18 protein-coding genes are annotated in these 18,830 nt (G+C 65.0%); 6 read left to right on the top strand and 12 right to left on the bottom strand.

The features are described from left to right. Positions 1-1,632: a gamma-glutamyltransferase family protein gene (locus RSO41_RS13995; protein WP_315619761.1), complete on the bottom strand. Its 1,632-nt coding sequence runs from the start codon at positions 1,630-1,632 to the stop codon at positions 1-3. A 139-nt stretch (positions 1,633-1,771) separates the two neighbouring features. Between RSO41_RS13995 and RSO41_RS13990 the strand changes: the two genes are divergently transcribed. After that, on the top strand, positions 1,772-2,455 hold the full coding sequence (locus RSO41_RS13990; RefSeq protein WP_315619760.1) for a GntR family transcriptional regulator: 684 nt from the start codon (positions 1,772-1,774) through the stop codon (positions 2,453-2,455). A gap of 35 nt (positions 2,456-2,490) precedes the next feature. On the opposite strand, the gene RSO41_RS13985 is transcribed toward RSO41_RS13990, so the two are convergent. Further along, on the bottom strand, positions 2,491-2,898 hold the full coding sequence (locus RSO41_RS13985) for an STAS/SEC14 domain-containing protein (RefSeq protein WP_315619759.1): 408 nt from the start codon (positions 2,896-2,898) through the stop codon (positions 2,491-2,493). A gap of 308 nt (positions 2,899-3,206) precedes the next feature. Here RSO41_RS13985 and zigA point away from each other — a divergent pair, with 308 nt between their 5' ends. The 3 genes from zigA (at position 3,207) to RSO41_RS13970 (ending at position 5,949) form a co-directional block, all read left to right on the top strand. Continuing rightward, positions 3,207-4,451, top strand: a complete 1,245-nt coding sequence (gene zigA, locus RSO41_RS13980; RefSeq protein ID WP_315619807.1) for a zinc metallochaperone GTPase ZigA — start codon at positions 3,207-3,209, stop codon at positions 4,449-4,451. Continuing rightward, positions 4,448-5,347, top strand: a complete 900-nt coding sequence (gene folE2 / locus RSO41_RS13975) for a GTP cyclohydrolase FolE2 (protein ID WP_315619758.1) — start codon at positions 4,448-4,450, stop codon at positions 5,345-5,347. The genes zigA and folE2 overlap by 4 nt, the downstream gene beginning before the upstream one ends. Before the next feature lie 188 nt (positions 5,348-5,535). Then, a complete protein-coding gene (locus RSO41_RS13970) occupies positions 5,536-5,949 on the top strand; it encodes a VOC family protein (protein WP_315619757.1) in 414 nt (137 codons plus the stop codon). Positions 5,950-5,977: 28 nt separating this feature from the next. Here the strand turns inward: RSO41_RS13970 and RSO41_RS13965 are convergent, their stop codons facing one another. The 5 genes from RSO41_RS13965 to RSO41_RS13945 form a co-directional block, all read right to left on the bottom strand. Further along, entirely contained in the window at positions 5,978-7,282 is a 1,305-nt protein-coding gene (locus RSO41_RS13965; protein ID WP_315619756.1) for a TRAP transporter large permease subunit, read from the bottom strand. Next, entirely contained in the window at positions 7,283-7,831 is a 549-nt protein-coding gene (locus RSO41_RS13960; RefSeq protein WP_315619755.1) for a TRAP transporter small permease, read from the bottom strand. Continuing rightward, a complete protein-coding gene (locus tag RSO41_RS13955; RefSeq protein ID WP_315619754.1) occupies positions 7,831-8,844 on the bottom strand; it encodes a TRAP transporter substrate-binding protein in 1,014 nt (337 codons plus the stop codon). Before RSO41_RS13955 ends, RSO41_RS13960 begins: the two co-directional genes overlap by 1 nt. A gap of 285 nt (positions 8,845-9,129) precedes the next feature. Then, positions 9,130-12,258: an efflux RND transporter permease subunit gene (locus RSO41_RS13950; RefSeq protein WP_315619753.1), complete on the bottom strand. Its 3,129-nt coding sequence runs from the start codon at positions 12,256-12,258 to the stop codon at positions 9,130-9,132. Further along, entirely contained in the window at positions 12,258-13,370 is a 1,113-nt protein-coding gene (locus RSO41_RS13945) for an efflux RND transporter periplasmic adaptor subunit (RefSeq protein ID WP_315619752.1), read from the bottom strand. Before RSO41_RS13945 ends, RSO41_RS13950 begins: the two co-directional genes overlap by 1 nt. Before the next feature lie 207 nt (positions 13,371-13,577). Between RSO41_RS13945 and RSO41_RS13940 the strand changes: the two genes are divergently transcribed. Together RSO41_RS13940 and RSO41_RS13935 are read left to right on the top strand one after the other, a co-directional pair. Beyond that, positions 13,578-14,753 (top strand): NAD(P)/FAD-dependent oxidoreductase, encoded by a 1,176-nt coding sequence (locus RSO41_RS13940; RefSeq protein ID WP_315619751.1) that lies wholly within the window; start codon positions 13,578-13,580, stop codon positions 14,751-14,753. Between the two features lie 88 nt (positions 14,754-14,841). Next, positions 14,842-15,816 (top strand): CHAD domain-containing protein, encoded by a 975-nt coding sequence (locus RSO41_RS13935; protein WP_315619750.1) that lies wholly within the window; start codon positions 14,842-14,844, stop codon positions 15,814-15,816. On the opposite strand, the gene RSO41_RS13930 is transcribed toward RSO41_RS13935, so the two are convergent. The 5 genes from RSO41_RS13930 to RSO41_RS13910 all read right to left on the bottom strand — a co-directional run bounded on the left by RSO41_RS13930 (position 15,808) and on the right by RSO41_RS13910 (position 18,797). Continuing rightward, the gene (locus RSO41_RS13930) at positions 15,808-16,542 is read right to left on the bottom strand and encodes a ParA family protein (protein ID WP_315619749.1); all 735 of its coding nucleotides are present in this window, start codon (positions 16,540-16,542) and stop codon (positions 15,808-15,810) included. The two genes, RSO41_RS13935 and RSO41_RS13930, sit on opposite strands and share 9 nt — an antisense overlap. 136 nt (positions 16,543-16,678) lie before the next feature. Further along, a complete protein-coding gene (locus tag RSO41_RS13925; protein WP_315619748.1) occupies positions 16,679-16,975 on the bottom strand; it encodes a YqjK family protein in 297 nt (98 codons plus the stop codon). Further along, complete coding sequence (locus tag RSO41_RS13920) at positions 16,959-17,357, bottom strand: phage holin family protein (RefSeq protein WP_315619747.1); 399 nt, start codon at positions 17,355-17,357, stop codon at positions 16,959-16,961. Before RSO41_RS13920 ends, RSO41_RS13925 begins: the two co-directional genes overlap by 17 nt. Further along, a complete protein-coding gene (locus RSO41_RS13915) occupies positions 17,357-17,689 on the bottom strand; it encodes a YqjD family protein (RefSeq protein WP_275288675.1) in 333 nt (110 codons plus the stop codon). The genes RSO41_RS13920 and RSO41_RS13915 overlap by 1 nt, the downstream gene beginning before the upstream one ends. Before the next feature lie 76 nt (positions 17,690-17,765). Next, on the bottom strand, positions 17,766-18,797 hold the full coding sequence (locus tag RSO41_RS13910; protein ID WP_315619746.1) for a phospholipase A: 1,032 nt from the start codon (positions 18,795-18,797) through the stop codon (positions 17,766-17,768). Between the last annotated feature and the right edge of the window lie 33 nt (positions 18,798-18,830).

Here is an 18,830-nt window from a genome sequence, read left to right as displayed (position 1 = left end):
TCACAGCACCGCGATGCTGGCGTCGGTACGCGGTTCGGTGCCCCCGCTGTAAACGCCGCTGTCGGGATCGCGCAGGATTACCTGGCCGCGCCCAAAGCTGCGCTCGTCATGGGCGATCCGCATGTCGTGGCCGCGTTCGGCCATCGCCTTGACGAGATGCGCCGGATAGCCGCGCTCGATGCCGATGCGCCGGTCGCCCAGCCATTGCCAGCGGGGTGCATCGAGGGCGGCCTGGGGGTTGAGGCCGAAGTCGACCAGGTTCATCACCACCTGCACATGCCCCTGGGGCTGCATGTAGCCGCCCATCACGCCGAACGGGCCGAGCGCCTTGCCGCCCCGGGTCAGAAAGCCGGGGATGATGGTGTGGTAGGTCTGCTTGCCGGGCGCCAGGGCATTGTCGTGGTTCGGGTCGAGGCTGAAGTCGTGACCGCGATTCTGCAGGGCGATGCCGGTGCCGGGCACCACCACGCCGGAGCCGAAGCCGTGATAGTTGCTCTGGATGTAGGACACCATGTTGCCCTCGGCATCGGCGGTGGCCAGATAGACCGTGCCGCCGGCGGGCGGCGTGCCGGGGGCAGGCGTCAGGGCATGGTCGTCGATCAGTCGGCGTCGCGACTCGGTGTAGGCATCGCTCAGCAGGGCCTCGACGGACTGGCTCATGTGGTCGGGCTGGGTGATGTAGGCCTGGCCGTCGGCGAAGGCGAGTTTCATGGCCTCGAGTTGACGGTGCAGTACTTCGGGGTCGTCGCGGTGGCCGGGCTCGAACCCCTCGAGAATGCGCAGTGCCATCAGGGCCACCAGGCCCTGCCCGTTGGGGGGAATCTCCCAGACATCGACGTCGCGGTAGCGTGCCGAGATGGGCGAGACCCATGACGGCCGGTAACCGGCCAGATCCTCGGCGCGCAGATAGCCGCCGGTGCGGCACGAGAAGGCATCGATGCGCTCGGCGAGTTCGCCGCGATAAAAGCTCTCGGCGCTGGTCTCGGCGATACGTTCGAGCGTGGCGGCCTGATCGGCGCAACGATGCCATTCGCCGGCCCGGGGTGCCCGGCCGTTCGGGGTGAAGGTCTCGAACCAGGCCTGGGTCGCGTCGCCTTCCAGGTGGCGACGGAAGGTGGCCTCGTCGCGTTGCCACAGGCTGGCGATCACCGGCGAGACTGGGAACCCGTCGCGGGCCAGGCGGATGGCGGGTGCCAGCAGGCTGGCAAAGTCGAGCCTGCCGAAGCGTCGCGACAGTTCGGCCCAGGCGGCGGGTGTGCCGGGCACGGTGACCGGCGTCCAGCCATGCAGGGGCATCTCGGTGTGCCCGGCGGCGGCCACGGCCTCTGGCGTCAGGGCGGCCGGCGCGGTGCCGCTGGCGTTGAGACCATGGAGATGGCCATTGCCGGTATCGTCGCTGGCGATCCACACCAGGGCGAAGGCGTCGCCGCCGATGCCGCAGCCGGTGGGCTCGACGACGGTCAGTGCCGCCGCCGTGGCGATGGCAGCATCCACGGCGTTACCGCCCTGGGCCAGGATATCGCGCCCCACCTGGCTGGCCTGTGGCTGGGACGCCGCCACCATGCCGTGACGTGCGTAAGTGAGGCTACGCTGCGAGGCATAGGGGGTGGAGGCGGAAAGGGGGGTTGGCATGCCATCTCCTGCTAGATTAAATCGTTTATAATGAAAAAATCGATTTTATGGCAATGACTATGGCGCCGGAATTGGATACCGTCAACCGAGGACATGCCCCGCGGGGGCGATCAGCCAGAGCGATATCATGAGCACTGTCATGCGTACACCAGACGCCAGCGGGGCCGACTCGGCTTCATCGGGCGCTACCGCCGCCAGCCGGGTCTTCGATGCCCTCAAGCAGGATCTGATTCGCGGACGTTTCGCGGCCGGGCAGAAGCTCGCCATCGGCAGCCTGAAAACTCATTACCGGGTAGGGCTCAGCCCGTTGCGCGAGGCGCTCAATCGCCTGGCCGCCTATGGATTGCTGGAGCAGGTCAACCAGCGCGGCTTTCGCGTACCGGCCCTGAGGCTCGATGAGCTGGACGACATCGCTGATCTACGTAGCCAGCTCGAGTGCAAGGCGTTGACCCAGGCCCTACAGCACGGCGATGCCGAATGGGAGTCGCAACTGCTGGCGGCGCATCATCGGCTGCGGCGTGCCGATGAACGGCCACAAGAGATGGAGGAGTGTGAGCAGGCGCACCTGCGCTTTCACCGGACGCTGCTGGCGCCCTGTGGCTCGCCGTGGCTGCTGCGTTTCATCGAGCAGTTGCATGATCAGTTCGATCGCTACCGGCGCCTGGCGCCGCCCGACCTCGAGGTTCGCGAGGTGCTCGACCGGCAACATGGCGAACTGGTGCAACTGGCGATGGCGCGACGCGTTTCACAGGCCCGGGCGCTGCTCGACGAGCACATCGACCTGTCGCATGGCGTGGCGCGGGGGGCTTGTTCGGCTCCTTGAATGTTATTCAGTATTTCCCAAGCTCCAGGCAGTTTTCAGGCCATGGCCCCTTCGTGCCCGTCACGATCGGGCGGCGACTGGCTGGCCCATTCCAGGGCGGCCCGCTTGTCGCGCACACGGAAGGTTCGCATTTCCATGGAGCGAAAGACATGGTTCTCGAGCCGCACCAGGTGGCGGACCCAGTGCTTGTCACTGACCGTGGCGGCTCGGTAGTAGCGTCCCATGTCGCCGATCTGGGTCAGGCCATAACCGAGGTCGCGCAGGAAGGCCGTGAAGGTCATCCAGCGAATGTCGTCGATCTCGGCGTAGAGGCTGATGCGCGGGTTGGTCTTCTTGGCGGATTCGATGGCATCGATGGCCCGCTGCAGGTCATTGGCATCGACCCGCCCGCCGACGCGCATCGCGACCACGTGAGCGGCGCCCGAGGGCAATAGTTCCAGCATGGTTCGATCCTCCTTGGAGGGGCTTGAACGCGCCGGCTGATGGGTCGCACTCGGTGGACAGGCCGGCGCGTATCAATCGCCATGTATTCGGTGCTTCCCCACAGTATGGCACTGATCGCGGAGCAAGCGTGGTGGCGACGATATTCACGACGCCTTACGCCTGACGCTCATCGCGGCGCTTTCTTGAGTCCGAGTACTTTCATGGATCCGAATGCTTTCCGATCGGGTGTTATTGTTATGTTATAACGTATATTATTTGTGCGTTGCCATGTCGAGTGGAAGACATGCCGAATGGAGGAGAAACGATGATGACACCTGTCCAAGAGCCGCTACCCGTTACCGTACTGTCGGGCTTTCTGGGCGCCGGCAAGACCACCTTGCTCAATCGCATCCTGGCCAATCGAGAGGGGCGACGCATCGCCGTGATCGTCAATGACATGAGCGAGGTGAATATCGATGCCGACCTGGTGCGTGGCGAGGGAGACGGGCGTGGTGACGTGGCGTTGAACCGTGCCGAGGAGCGCCTGGTCGAGATGAGCAATGGCTGCATCTGCTGCACCTTGCGCGAGGATCTGCTGGAGGAAGTCGGGCGCCTGGCCCGGGAAGGGCGTTTCGATCAACTGGTGATCGAATCCACCGGCATCTCCGAGCCCCTGCCGGTGGCCGAGACCTTCACCTTCGAGGACGAATCGGGACGCAGCCTGTCGGATGTCGCGAGGCTGGACACCCTGGTCACGGTGGTCGATGGCGTGAACTTCCTCGAACAGTATCGCCAGGCCGACTCACTCGAGGAGGCGGGGCAGAGCCTCGGCGAGGACGACGAACGTAACCTGGCCGACCTGCTGGTCGATCAGGTGGAGTTCTGCGATGTGCTGTTGATCAGCAAGGTCGACCTGCTCGACGCCGAGCAATTGGCGGAGCTGGAGGCCGTGCTGCGGGCCCTCAACCCGCAGGCCGAACTGCTCGGCATGTGCCATGGGGAGGTGCCGCTGTACAAGGTGCTGGATACGGGCCTGTTCAGTTTCGAGCGCGCCAGTCGGGCGCCCGGCTGGCTCAAGGAACTGCGTGGGGAGCACAAGCCGGAGACGGAAGAGTATGGTGTTTCGAGCTTCGTCTATCGGGCGAGGCGCCCCTTCCACCCCCAGAAGTTCTTCGAGCAGTTGCACGAGCGTGGATTCGGCGACCGCCTGCTGCGTTCCAAGGGATTCTTCTGGCTGGCCAGCCGGCCGCGTCATGCCGGCCAGTGGAGCCAGACCGGCGGTATCGCGCATCATGGGCTGGCCGGGATGTTCTGGAAGGCCATTCCCGAGGAACACTGGCCCGATGAGCCGGCCTTTCGGCAACGCATCCTCGAAAAGTGGCAAGAACCGTTCGGCGACATGCGCCAGGAGTTGGTCTTCATCGGTCAGGACATGGACGAAGCCGGCATTCGGCGTGCCCTGGACGATTGCCTGCTCGATGACGAGCAGCTTCAGGCAGGTCTCGACGCCTGGCTTGCCTTGCCCGACCCGTTTCCAAGCTGGGATACCGTCGATGAACGGGAGGCATCATGATGTCGGAGGCACTCGAGGACGTGGCCGCGGGCCGCACGGCGAGGTATGGCACGCTGAACTGGGTGGGCATGGAAGGGATTGCCCTGCCGGTGCGCGTGGCCGGTCACCCCGTCGACGCACGGGTGGCGGCATCGGTCAGCCTCGACGATCCCGGTGCCCGGGGCATTCATATGTCCCGGCTCTATCTGTTGCTGGAGGAGCTGGCGGAGCGGGAGCTCGATGTCTCTCGGCTCGCCGGGTTGCTGGAAGGCTTCCTGGCGAGTCATGAGGGACTTTCCCGCAGGGCGCGGATCGCGCTGACGGGCGAGTTGACATTGCGACGGCCGGCGCTGGTCAGCCCCTTGGCGGGCTGGAAGGGCTATCCTGTCGCGCTTCGAAGCTGGCGCGAGGGCAACGACGTCGAGACGCAGATCGAGCTGACGGTGGGCTACTCCTCGACGTGCCCTTGCTCGGCGGCGCTGGCGCGCCAACTGATCCAGCAGCAATTCGACCGGGACTTCGGCGACGAGGTCCCCGATCCCGCGGCGATGCGCGACTGGCTTGGCGAGTCGCATGGCATCCTGGCCACGCCCCACAGTCAGCGCAGCGAGGCGCGGATCACGGCGCGGCTTGCCCAAGGGGTCGGTGAACCGCCCTGGCTGGCCTTGATCGAGCGGGTCGAACAGGCGTTGGGCACGGCACTGCAGACAGCGGTCAAGCGTGTCGACGAGCAGGCCTTCGCCCTGGCCAATGGCCAGAACACAATGTTCTGCGAGGATGCGGCGCGTCGATTGCACCAGGCGTTGAATGAGGCGCCGGGCATCGAAGGCTTTCATGTGCGAGTGGTGCATGCCGAGAGCCTGCACGCACACGATGCGGTGGCGGAGATGCAGGCTGATTGGATTAACAGTGACTAAGCTATCTATGTTGATGTTCTACACAACAGGAGTTAAGGAAGCGCTGCACGAATCGACGAGCGGAGCGAAGCGCAAGGCGCACGGAGCACAGGAACCGGAGCCTATGGGGTATAGGTGAGGATTCCGAGCACCGCGCAACGCAGTGATTTGCCCGCGCAGGCATTTGTGCAGTGTTTCCGTAAACCGATATGCAGCCCAGAATCAGCATGATCACGCTCGGGGTCGATGATATCGAGCGGGCCGTACGTTTTTACGAGCAGGGGCTTGGCTGGCCGCGGCTCGAGTCGCCACCGGAAGTGGCCTTCTTCACCCTGAACGGCACCTGGCTGGGGCTCTATGGTCGCGAGGCCCTGGCCGAGGATGTCGGCGTGCCCGCGGGTGAAAAACCGGCGTTCGGCGGCGTGTCGTTGGCCCACAATGTAGCGAGCGAGGCGGAGGTGGACGTCGTGCTGGCCCGGGCGGTGGACGCCGGGGCCAGCCTGGTCAAGCCGGGCCAGAAGGTCTTCTGGGGTGGCTATTCCGGTTACTTCGCCGATCCCGATGGCCACCTCTGGGAAGTCGCCCATAACCCCTTCGTGTGGATCGGTCCCGAAGACCCGTGAGGCCCTTTCATGTCGCAGCGTACCCGAATCATCCCGAGAGAGCCCGAGGCAACCACAACGCCAGCTCGGGCCAGACGCTGATGATCAGTGCCGCCAGGCACATCAGCGCGAAGAACGGCGCCGCCGCCAGGGCTACCCGACTGATGCTCTCGCCGGTCAGCCCCTGAAGCACGAAGAGATTGAAGCCCACCGGCGGGGTAATCTGTCCGAGCTCGACCATGATCACCAGGAAGACGCCGAACCACAGCGGGTCGTAGCCGGCCTGGATGATGATGGGCAGGGTGATCGGCAGGCTCATCACGGTGATCGAAATGCCGTCCAGAAAGAGCCCGAGCAGGATGTAGAAGAGTGCCATGGCCAGCAGCAGGGCGATCGGCGAGAAGCCCTGTCGGGCGATCCAGCCGGCCAGTTCGCTGGGCAGGTGCAGGTACCCCATGGCCGTCGACAGCATGGCGGCGGCGACCAGCAGGCTGCAGACCATGACGGCGGTGATCAGGGCGCCGCGCAAGGCGGAGAGAAACAGACCCAGGGTCAGTTGGCGTTCCATGGCCAGCAGGATCAGGGTGGCACCGCAACCGATGGCAGCGGCTTCCGAAGGGGTGGCGATCCCCGTGTAGATCGCGCCGAGCACCACCACGACCAACCCCAGTACCGGGGCCAGCAGGCACAGGGCCTGCCAGGGCGTGGTCGAGTCGGCCACCTGGCGTGGGGCCAGAGACGGACGCGCCAGGCAACGCAGCATGACATAGCCGATGTAGAGCAGTGCCACGATCAAGCCGGGCAAGACACCGGCCATGAACAGCTTGCTGATCGAGACCTCGGCCTGAACGCCGTAGACGATCATGACGATCGACGGCGGAATCAGCAGCCCCAGGCTGCCGGCACCGGCCAGCGAACCGATCGACAGGCTCCGGTCATAGCCCCGGTCGGCGAGCTCGCGGGTGGTGATCTTGCCGATGGTCGCCGTGGTGGCGGCGCTGGAGCCGCTGACGGCAGCGAACAGGGTGCAGCCCAGCACGTTGGTGTGCAGGATGCCGCCGGGCAGGCGTCGGGTGAGGGGCGTCAATCCCCTGAACAAGCGCTCGGAAATGTCCGAACGAAAGATGAGCTCTCCCATCAGGATGAACAGTGGAATCGCCGAGAGTTCCCAACTGTTGGCGGCACGAAACAGGATCTTCGACAGGATCAGCCCGATGCGGTCGAAGCCGAAGCCGCCCAGGCCCCAGAGCGACAGCATCGCGACGATTACCAGGCCGGCGAAGATCCAGCTGCCCAGTGCCAGCACGCCGAGCAACAGGGCCAGGACACCGAGCCCGATCAATAGCATATCCATTCATTGCACTCCGCTGTCGAAGGAGGCGCGCTCGACCAGGACTCTGAGCGTTCGGGTGACGAGTATCAGACACAGCAGATATAACCCGACCAGTACGGCACCCTGGGGAATCCAGAGCGGTGTTTCGGCCAGGGTCTCGCTGACGATGCCGCGGGCGTGGCTGCGCTGGACGGCGATGGTCCAGAAACGCGCCAGCCAACCGAAGACGAGCAGGGCGGAGAGGCTGGCGAACAGCTCGAACGGCCAGCGCCAGCGTTTCGGAAATCGCTCGAGCACCAGCGAGACGCGGATCAGGCCGCCCTGCTCGAGGGCGTAGGGCAGGCTGAGAAAGGTCATGGCCGCGACGCTGTAGCCGATGAACTCGTCGAGTACGAAGGTGGAACGGCCGAACAGTCGCAGGACGACCTCGAGCAGGATGTGGCCGAGCATGTAGACGATCAGCAGCATGCCGAGCCAGGCCCCCAGCCTTGCCAGTCCGGAGGAGGCCTGGCAAAGCCGGGTGCCGAGTGTCTCGAGCAGGCCCTGGGGGCGTGCGGGTGTCGTCGGCATTATTGCGGCGCCTGGGCGTTGTCGAAGTCTTCGAGGATGCGTTCGCCGCGCTCGCCGATGTTGTCGAGCCAGTTGTCGACCACCGGAGTGGCAGCGTCCTCGAGGCCGGCACGGAAAGCGTCGGGAATCGGGTCGTGGATGGCGATGTCATGCGATTCGAGGGTTGCGTAATTCTGGGCGACCCGCTCCTTCACGACCTCCCAGTTGTGCGCATCGGTTTCCCGGGCGGCCTGCATGATGGCGTCCTGTTCAGACGCGTCGAGCGACTCGAAGGCATCACGGTTCATGTGCACCATGTTGAGCGGAATGGCGTACTTGATCGCGCTGAAGTCGTTCAGGTGTTCCCAGAAACTGCCGTTGGCACCGGATTCCGCCGAGGTCAGCACGGCCTCGATGCCACCGGTGGCTAACTGGGGCACGACATCCGCCCAGGAGAGCTTGACCGGAGCGGCTCCGGCATTGCGCAGAATCTCGGTCCCGTTGCGGTCGTAGGTGCGGATCTTGAGGTCCTGCAGGCCCTCCATGTCGGTGACGGGGCCTTTCGACCAGATCCCGCTGGCCGGCCAGGGAGAAGCGTAGAGCAGCACCTGGTTGTTCTCGCTGAAGACTTTCTCGTACTCGGGGCGAGCGATCTCGTAAAGCGTCTTGGCTGATTCGACGTCGTCGGCGAGGAAGGGCAGCGAGGACAGCAGGAAGATGGGATCGATACCGCCGAGGGTGCCGGACAGGGTGTCGGCGATCTGCACGGCGTTGTCGGCTACCGCATAGAAGTGGTCGGCGGAGCGAAAACCGAGAGAGGCACCGGTGTGCAGGGTGATCTCCAGTTCGTCGTCGGTCAGCTCCTCGACGCGCTGGATGAACCAGGCGTCGCCTTCGGCATGGATCGAGCTGGCGTTGTATTCGTTGGAAAAGTCCATCTGGGTGGCGGCCTGTGCGTTCAGCGCCAGTCCACCGGCGGCGGTGCCGGCAATGAGAGCGAACAGGCCAAGGCGGTGGTGCAGGGAATTGATCATGGAGGGGGTCCTTGTAGAATTGTTTTTGAACGGCTGTCGTTTCAGCTTCCGGCATTTGCGCATGGCAAGGAAGGTGCCGAAGCGACAGAGGCTTTCCTTGTTACGACGGGCTTTATCACGACAGGTCTCACCAAGACCTTCTTTATAAAGACGGGCGGCCTCAAGAAAGCCTTCCCAAGACAGCCTAGTCGGATGACACCTGTCTCGGCCATGTCCTGCAGGAGGAGGAAAGACGACGGGCCGCCTGTTCGGCGACCCGTCGCGGGATGGATCCGTGGGTGGACGTCAGTGGGAGGGAGGGTGCTCGGCCATCTCGCGATCCAGCCGCTGAGCCACGGCGCCGGGAGAACCGGTGCGTCGAGCGAGCAGGTCATAGGCCACGGGAACCACGAACAACGTGAACAGTGTCGCGGTGGCCAGCCCGCAGAGGATCACCGTGCCGAGCACCAGCCGCGTCTCGGCCCCGGCGCCGCTGGAGACGATCAAGGGCACCGCGCCGGCCATGGTGGTCACGGCGGTCATCACGACCGGGCGAAGCCGGGTTACCGCGGCCTCGACCAGTGCTTCGTGGAAGGCATGGCCGGCGTCGCGCAGCTGGTTGGCGAACTCGACGATCAGGATACCGTTCTTGGCCGCGAGTCCTACCAGCATCACCAGTCCCACCTGGCTGTAGGTGTTCAATGACTGGCCGCTGAGTCCCAGTCCCAGCAGGGCACCGATCATCGCCAGGGGCACCGTGAACATGATCACCAGCGGGTGGATGAAGCTCTCGAACTGGCCGGCGAGCACCAGGAAGACCACCAGTACGCCGAGGGCCAGCAGGAAGGTGGTGGCGCTGCTGGCCTCCTGGTAATCCCGTGCATCGCCCTTGACGTCGGTCTGTACCTCGGGCGGCAGGAGCTCGTTGGCCGTGGTTTCCAGGTACTCGAGCGCCTCGCCCATGGAGTAACCGTCGGCGAGGTTGGCCTGGAGGGTGATCGCGCGCAGGCGATTGTAGCGATTCAGGGTGCTGGGCCCGGCGAAGTCGGTGAGGGTGACCATGCTGGATAGCGGCACCAGCTCGTCCGAGCGCGACGAGCGCGACGAGCGTACCATGATGCTGTCCAGTGATCGGGGGCTGGGCCGGGAGCCGCGTTCACCCTCGAGAATGACGTCGTACTCCTGGCCGTCGTCCACATAGCGCGTCACGGTGCGTCCGCCGAGCAGGGTTTCCAGGGTGCTGCCGATCTCGCTGACGGTGACGCCGAGGTCGGCGGCACGGTCATAGTCGATATCGACCCTGAGTTGCGGCTGATTCTCCTCGTAGTCGCTGTCCAGGTTGAGCAGGTTGGGGTTGTCCTCCCGGATGTGCTCGATCATGGTATCGCGCCACTCGGCGAGCTGCTCGTAGGTGCCGCCGCCGAGGACGAATTGCATCGACTGGTCCATGCTGCCGCCACCACCGAAGCCCTGGGGCATGATCGGGAATGCCTGGACGCCAGGCAAGTCGGCCAGGCGTGAGCGGATCTCGTCCATGATCGGCCAGGCCGAGCGCCGGCTGTCCCAGTCGCTCAGGTTGACGATGACGAAGCCACTGTTGAAGTTCTCGATGGCCCCCCAGCCGCGCGGCGCGCGGACCAGGATTCGCTCGACCTCGCCACGTTCGCGTAGCGGCAGCAATCGCGCTTCGATTTCGTCCATGTAATCGAGCATATAGTCGTAGGTGGCGCCGGGGGGGCCGTTGATCAGCACGAAGAAGGTGCCGCGATCCTCCTGGGGAGTGTACTCCCGGGGCAATTGATCGTTGAGCCAGATCATGGCTCCGAGCAGGGCGAGAAACAGCGCCATGACCGCCCAACGCCAGCGCAGCACGCGTTCGAGCATGCGACGATAGACCGCCCGGCAGGCGTCGAGGGCGCGATGTACGCCATGGGCGATGCGGCCTTCGTGCATGTCGCGCTTGAGAACCTTGGACGCCATCATCGGCGTCAGGGTCAGTGCCAGCAGGGTGGAGATGGCAACGGCGGCGGCCAGGGTCAGGGCGAATTCCGAGAACAGCCGGCCGATGTCACCCTGCAGAAAGCTCAGTGGCACGAACACCGCGATCAATACCAGGGTGGTGGCGATCACCGCGAAGGCGATCTGGCGGCTGCCCCGGTAGGCTGCCACCAGCGCCGTTTCGCCATGCTCCTGCATGCGGCGGTGGATGTTCTCCAGCACTACGATGGCGTCATCGACGATCAGGCCGATGGCCAGTACCAGGGCAAGCAGGGTCAGCAGGTTGATGGTGAAGCCCATGGCCGCCAGGGCGGCGAAGGTGCCGATCAGGGCGATGGGCACCGTGACTGCCGGGATCAGGGTGGTGCGAAGGTTGCCGAGGAAGACGAAGATCGCGACCACGACTAGCCCCATGGCAATGAACAGGGTGCGGACGACTTCGGAAATGGCATTGGACACGAAGGTGGACGCATCATGATGCAGCTTGAGTTCCATGCCGTCGGGCAGGGTCGGTGCGACACGGGCCAGTTCCGCCTTGACCGCTTCGGAGAGGGCCAGAACATTGGCGGTGGACTGTTTGCGGATGCCCAGGCCCACCATGGGCACGCCATTGCCCCGGAACAGCGAGCGCTCTTCCACCGCGCCGATTTCCACGCGAGCCACGTCGCCGAGTCGCACCAGATACCCGCTGTCGTCCCGTGACAGCGCGAGATTCCGGAAATCGTCGGGGGTGGCGAAGTTGCGGGGCAGTCGCACCATGAACTGGCGGTCCCGGGACTCCACGGAACCGCCGGGCAACTCGACATTTTCCTCGCGCAGGCTGTCTTCGATGTCGCTCACGGTCAGGTCGCGGGCGGCCAGGGCATTGGCATCGAGCCAGACGCGCATGGCGTATTCTTCTCCACCACCGACGATGACCTGCGAGGCGCCATCCTGTACCGAGAAACGGTCGGTGAGATACCGCTCGGCATAGTCGGTGAGCTCGCCGATGTCATAGTCGCTTCCCGACAGGGAGAGCCAGATCACGATATCGGAGCCCGAATCCTCCTTGCGCACCTCGGTGGCATCGGCGGCATCGGGCAGGTTGTCCCGGGCACCGGCGATGCGGTCACGAATGTCGTTGGCCGCCGCGTCGATGTCCTTGTCCAGGCCGAACTCCACGCTGATGCTGGAGCTGCCATCCTCACTGGACGAGGAGATCACCTCGATGCCGCTCACGCCGCTGATGCGATCTTCCAGTACCTGGGTGATGCGGGTTTCCACCACGCTGGCCGAGGCACCGGGATAGTCGGTATCGATACTGACGATCGGGGGATCGATGGAGGGATATTCCTGCAACGGCAGGCGATCGAGCGCGAGCAGGCCGAAGGCCACGATCAATGCCGCCAGTACCGTGGCCAGTACCGGTCGCTGGACGGAAATGTCGGACAGGCGCATCAGGCATCTCCTGCATCGCGGTTGGCCTCGAGCAGTTCACGTACCGAGGTGTCATCATCGGCGATGCCCAGCAGGCGAACCCGCGCCCCGTCGTGGGCGCGCTCCACGCCGTGGCTGACGATCAGGTCGCCGGCGGCGAGGCCCTCGAGGATCTCCGCTTCGCCGGGGCGTCGTGCGCCGACCCGGACTTGGCGGCGCGTCACACGGTCGCCATCGCCTTCGTCGATGACCAGTACATAGTGGCGCTCGCCTTCGGGGATCAGCGCTGCCTCGGGTATCGCCAGGGTCTGCCGGGGGTGAAGGGACACGGTGACTTCCATCAGCATGCCGGGGCGCAGCTTGCGCTGCGGGTTGTCGATCAGGGCGCGAATCGACACGCTGCGACTGACGGGGTCGACGCGGGTGCCGATGGTGGCGATTTCGCCCTCGAAATCGGACGCCGGGAAGGCGGCGCTGGTGGCGGTCAGCGACATGCCGGGCTCCAGGGAACCGAGGGCCGTTTCGGGGACCTGGAAGTCGAGTTTCATGCGGTCGAGCTTGTCGAGTGTCACCAGCTCGGTGCCCGGTGTGACCAGGGTGCCGACGCTGATCTGGCGGAAGCCGACCACGCCCGAGAAGGGCGCCTGGATCCGGTAATTGGCGAGCCGGGCCTCCAGGGACTCGACCTCGGCCTGTGCCTGGCGAAGCTGGGCACGGCTGTCTTCGGCCTCGGCGCGAGTTCCCAGGTTTCGCTGCTGTAGCTGGGAGAGACGACTCACGGCCGACTGGCGTTCGTCACGCAAGGCTTCAGCCGCACGCAGATCGGCCTGGGCGCCCTCATCGGAGAGCCGCACCAGTACGTCGCCGGCCTCGACCCGCTCGCCGCCCTCGAAATCGAGGCTGTCGATCGTTTCGGTCACGGTGGCCGACAGGGTCACGCTTTCGTCGGCCTTGAGCGTGCCCAGGGCATTCAGCGGGTCGCTCCACTGGGCGAGTTCGGCGCGAGCGGCAATGACCGGGGTCGTGTCACGGGAGGATGGGGTCTGGGCGAACAAGGGAGACGCCAGGCACAGGCCGAGCAACAGCAGGGACAGGCGTGTCCGCCAACCGGCGGCTTCGGGTCTCGAGATCATGATGGGCTCGTTGGATCCAGCGGGTGGTGAGATCGGGCATCCAGCCCTGGCTAGCATGTCCCAGATTACCCTGCTTCGAGAACCAGAGTGTGGCAAGAATGCACAAGTTCTGATCCGCCATCGGCGGCGCGCTCTGCTAGAATGCGCGGTTTTGCATTGCCATGGGCATGGTGGGGAGGCGGCGTGCGTTCTGCGGGAGAAAGTAGCATGACATACGACGTGGTCGTGATCGGTGCGGGCGCCGCGGGCCTGATGTGTGCCTTGACGGCGGGATACGCGGGGCGTCGGGTGCTGGTGGTGGATCATGCCAACAAGGCCGGGAAGAAGATCCTGATGTCCGGGGGCGGGCGCTGCAACTTCACCAACATGGCGACCACGCCGGCGAATTTCTTCTCGCGCAACCCGCATTTCTGCATTTCGGCGCTCAAGCGCTATCGACCCGAGCATTTCGTGGAGCTGGTCGAGCGTCACGGTGTCGAGCACGTCGAGAAGGCGCCGGGACAGCTGTTCTGCGCCGGTTCGGCAAAGGAACTGCTGAATGTGCTGCTCACCGAGTGCGACTGGGCCGGTGTCGATCTGCGTCTCAAGACCTCGGTGAAGGCGATGGAGCGGCTGGGCGAGGGCATGCGACTGTCGACCAGCCTGGGGCGCATCGACGCGGGGGCGGTGGTGGTGGCGAGCGGCGGCCTGTCGATTCCGACCATGGGGGCCACGGGGTTCGGCTATGACATCGCCCGTCAGTTCGGTCTGGACGTCACCGAGACCCGGGCCGCCCTGGTGCCCTTCACGCTGACATCTCACTGGAAAGCGCGCGCCGCCTCGCTGGCCGGCCTCAGTCACGAGGTGGCGGTGCGCTGCAATGGTGGCGCGTATCGCGAGCCGATGCTGTTCACCCATCGTGGTCTCTCCGGGCCTGCCATGCTGCAGATTTCCAGCTACTGGCAGGCCGGCGATACCCTGACCATCGATCTGTTGCCCGATACCGATGCCTTCGACGCCCTGGTGGCCGCACGGCGGGAGACACCCAAGCGGCGTCTCGCCACTTGGCTCGCCGAGCGGCTGCCGCGTCGCCTCGCCCAGGCCATGGTGGAATGGCATGGCGGAGACGCTCCCCTTGCCGAATGTTCCAATGCCACGCTGACGGCCTGGGCCGGCCATCTCAACGACTGGCATCTGAAGCCTGCCGGTACCGAAGGCTGGCGGACCGCCGAGGTGACCCTGGGCGGCATCGATACCCGTGAGCTGTCGTCCAAGACCTTCGAGGTTCAGGGGCTGCCGCAGCTGCGCTTCATCGGCGAGGTGCTCGATGTCACCGGCGAACTCGGTGGCTACAACTTCCAGTGGGCCTGGGCCTCCGGTGTGGCCTGTGGGCAAGCGGTGTAGCGGAGTCGGCCATGCGCCGCTTCCCGACGTCCTTCCATTCGGCTGTCGCCTCCTATACTGGAGGCGTGACCAGTGAAAGGAGGCGGCCATGGGACAACCCCTTCAGCAGCGGCGCCTGTCGCGCGTGGTCGGTGAGGTCGGGCTGGACCTGCTGAATGACGCGCGCAAGGCGCGGCCGCGTATCGCGGACCCCGAGGATGCCGAAGGTCTGCACGACTTTCGGGTGGCGTTGCGCCGCTTGCGGGCCTGGATCCAGGCCTATCGGGATCAGCCTGGCATCTCCTTCCCCAAACCCTTGAGGCGCGAGCTGCGCGATCTGGCCCGGGCGACCAATCGGGCACGGGACGGTGAGGTGATGCTGGCCTGGCTGGAGCAGACGTTACCCGGGCTACCCCTCGCCGAGCGTGGCGCGGGCGAGTGGTGGCGGCAACGCCTCGAGCATGAGGTGTCGGAGGCTTACGAGACGGCGAGCCTGGCGATCGATGCGCATTTCCCCGGCTTGGATGCCCGCCTGCAAAGGCGGCTCGATGACCTGAAAACCCGCAAGAAGGGGCGAATGCCGAGCTTTGGTGAGGCCAGCGCCGAGGCATTATTGGCGCTACGCAAACGTCTGGTCGCGGAGGTCGAGGCGGTGGGATCCGTGGATGAGGCCGAATCCTTGCATCGACCACGCATCACCGGCAAGCGCATCCGCTATCTGTTACGGCCATGGCGCAAGGTGTCGCCGCGTTGTCGGCGTGCGGAGCGGGCGATGAAAGACTTCCAGGATGCCTTCGGAGTCCTGCATGATGATCTGGTGCGAGGGGCGGCGATCCGTGCCATGGCCCTCGACCAGGCGTCCGAGGAACTCGATGCCAGGCTCGCTGAGGCGGCTCGGGGAGCAGCGCCTCGCGCGTCGGCACCGCGTCACCTGCGGGGGTTCATGGGCCTGCTCGGCGAGAACCGGCGGCGCCTGTTGACGCATTACGAGCTTGCCATGGGCGCCGAGGCGGTCGGCGGCATCGGGACGCTGTCGGCACGCCTGAAGTCGGCCGGCAAGGCCATGCGCGAGGTATCATCCTAGACGCTGGTCCAGTTCATGCCACAGGGCCTGGTAATGTCGGGCGGCGACACTGCGCGGCGCGTAGGTGTGGACGGGGGCACGCTCGAGCCCCATGCGTTCGACCACGCTGGCCGAGGGAATCACCGTGGAGAGCATCAGCGGCCACTGCGATTGCATGGTGTCGATGACCTCGCAATGCAGCTTGCGACGTCGGTCGGCCAGGGTGATGAAGGGCCAGAAGGTGCAGTCCTGGTCCCGGTCGTCGAGGAAGTCGCGCAACTGTTCCAGGGTGCGCAACGAGAGCGTGGTCGGCACGACCGGTACCAGCAGGGCGTCGACGCTCGAGAAGATGTTTTCGGAGAGGTGCGAGAGACTCGGCGGGCAGTCGAGGATCACCAGGTCATAGTCGTCGCGAACCGGCTTGAGGATCTGACGCAGGTGGCTATTGCCGCGCTTGGCCAGCAGACGGTCCATTTCCCGCGAGGCCAGGGCCGCCGGGAGCAGGTCGAGGTCGTCCACCTGGGTGGATCGGATCACCTTGTCGAAGGACGCCTTGCCCTTGACCAGTTTTTCAACGCCGCCTCGTATCTTGGGCTTGCTGCGCAGGTAAAAGCTGGTAGCGGCCTGAGGGTCGAGGTCCCAGAGCAGCACGCGGTTCCCGGCGCGGGCGGCCTGGGCAGCCAGGTTCACGGCCGAGGCGGTCTTGCCGACGCCGCCCTTGATGCTGTAAAGCGCCAGCATGCGCATGGGTGGTGGACTCCTTGATGTCATTATCCGGTTATCGGTTTGACACATAACCATAACAGGAGTGACACACGAGAATGTTACGGCGCGATGATAGATGGCGACGAACGTCTCGGGCCGGCCGGCGAGAAGGGGGCGTTCAGTGGCGGCCGGGCAGCAGTTTCTGGAGTCGTTTCAGTGTCAGGGCGCCGAGCACCAGGTGCCGTCCGAGCTTCAGTGCCTTGCCTGGGCGTCGCAGCAGGGGCCAGAGCAACAGGCCGCCCACTGCCAGGGCCGGCGTGCGATAGCGCCTCGCCAGTTGCCAGCCGGCCTCGAGTGGACCGGCCGCGTCGTGCCAACGCTCGGCGGCCAGCAGGATATCGACGCGTTGCTGCTCGATGGTCGCCTCGAGCGCGGCCTTGCGCTCACGACGGCCCGGCTCATTCCTGCGCGTCACGTTGCGACTCCACCAGTTCGCGGTCCAGGGCCAGGTGTTTCAGGGTGCTGGCCAGCAGGGTGGGGCGACGAGCCAGGTGCATGACCCAGGCTGCCAACCCCGCGCCGCCGAACAGCAGGACGCCGGCGCTGACGGCAATCGCGGTCAGGCGGTGGCTGTCCCAGAAGGCGACGATGACCAGAGCGGTCAAGGTGCCCAGGCCGAGCAGCAGCAGGATCAGGCTGAGTCCGGCCATCATCAGTAGAGTGACCAGCCGGGCACGTTCTTCCTCGAGTTCGAGCACGGCGAGACGCAGGCGCGTCTCGCCGGTGGCCAGCAGGCTGCCCAGCAGGCGCTTGGCGGCGTCGAACAGACGCTGTGCCGGTCCTTGGCTCGCCGACATCAGCGCCGCCCGAGCAGCATGCCGACGACGACCCCGACGGCGGCACCAATGCCGATACTGGTCCAGGGGTTGTCATGGACGTAACGGTCGCAGGCATCGGCCTGGCGCGTCACATTGTCGCGAGCTTCGTGGTAGACGCGTTCGCCGCGTGCCTCGAGGCGGGCACGGGTATCCTTGAGGCTCTTCTCGGCGCGTTCGCGCAGTTCCTTGACATTGTTGCGCGAGTCGTCGGCGGTGGCGTTCACCAGTTCCTCGACGGTCTGGGTGAGGTTGTTCAAGTCTTCCCTCAGTTGCTGGGAAGCTTCACGGCTGTGTGGAGTGCGGTCGGTCATCGGGTCTTCCTCTGACGGTACATGACAGGTCCAGCATAGCAGGCGCCGTTTGCGGCGCAATCATTAGGGAAACCGGTCAGCGCTCGAATTCGCCCGAGGAAAACAAGGGGTTCAAGCTGAAGCCGACACCGAGCCGGTGCACGCTGCGATCATAATCGATCAGGCTGTCTCCGTAGCCATGGAAGTACTGGACATGGCCGCGAATCTTGCCGAACAGTGGCCAGGAATAGTCGACCTGGGCACCCATGTGGCCGCTGTCCGGGTTGCCTCGCCACATCAGGCTGGCTTCGTGATCGTCGAACAGCCGCCGTGCCACGGTGATATCGCCATAGCCCACGTAATCCTTGATGTCGGGGTTGTCGTCATCCTTCGCGGATTCCGGTATCCGCCAGAAGGGCGCCAACGAGACGGCCCAGTCATCGTTGACAAAGGTGCTGGTCAGGATAACGCGGTTCCAGCTGCGCGACAGGTCGCCGGAACGTCCGTTGGACTGGTGGTTGAGCGAGACACGGTTGTGGATATTGGTCCAGCCGGCGAAGGCCCAGTCGTTGTCGAAATCGGCGAAGATTTCGGGTTCGTAGTTAGTCTCTCGGAACGGTGAGGAGGCATCCGTGTTGTAAGCCTGCCACCAGCTACGTTGGGTATAACCGAAATAGAGGTCGCCGCCGGCAGGCAGCCATTCATCGGCGAGTTCGAATTTGGCGCTGAACTGGAACTGCATTTCCATGCGGTCGGCATCGGCCCCATCGTCGATACCATCGAGGCTACGGTCGCCAGGGCGGGCGGTATAGCTGAATGGCAGCAGGTAGTTGCGCCGATGCGTGGTGATGGCGAAGGGGTTGTGCTCGGATTCCTGTTCGAGCAGGCGGCGCTTGGCCACCGATTCTTCCAGCTCCTGATCCTGGCTGTCCTCGGTGGGCAGCACGGTGCGAGAGGTTGGCGTGGTGTCATCGCGCAGGCGTCCACGCAGCTGTCGCAGTTCCGACTGCAGGGACTGAATGCGCGATTCGATGGCTTCCCGCTCGGCATTGGTGAGCGACTCGGCAGTCGCTGCCTCGGAAACCAGGCCAACCAGCATCAGGGAAAGAAAGAGTCGTGAGGGCTTCATGCGCCGCCTGCAATTGCCAGGGTATAGGACGCC

This window comes from Halomonas sp. I1 (assembly GCF_032334135.1).
Classification (GTDB): Bacteria; Pseudomonadota; Gammaproteobacteria; order Pseudomonadales; family Halomonadaceae; genus Halomonas.
The sequence above is the reverse complement of the archived record's forward strand: the minus strand, read 5'-3'. Positions and strand labels throughout refer to the sequence as shown.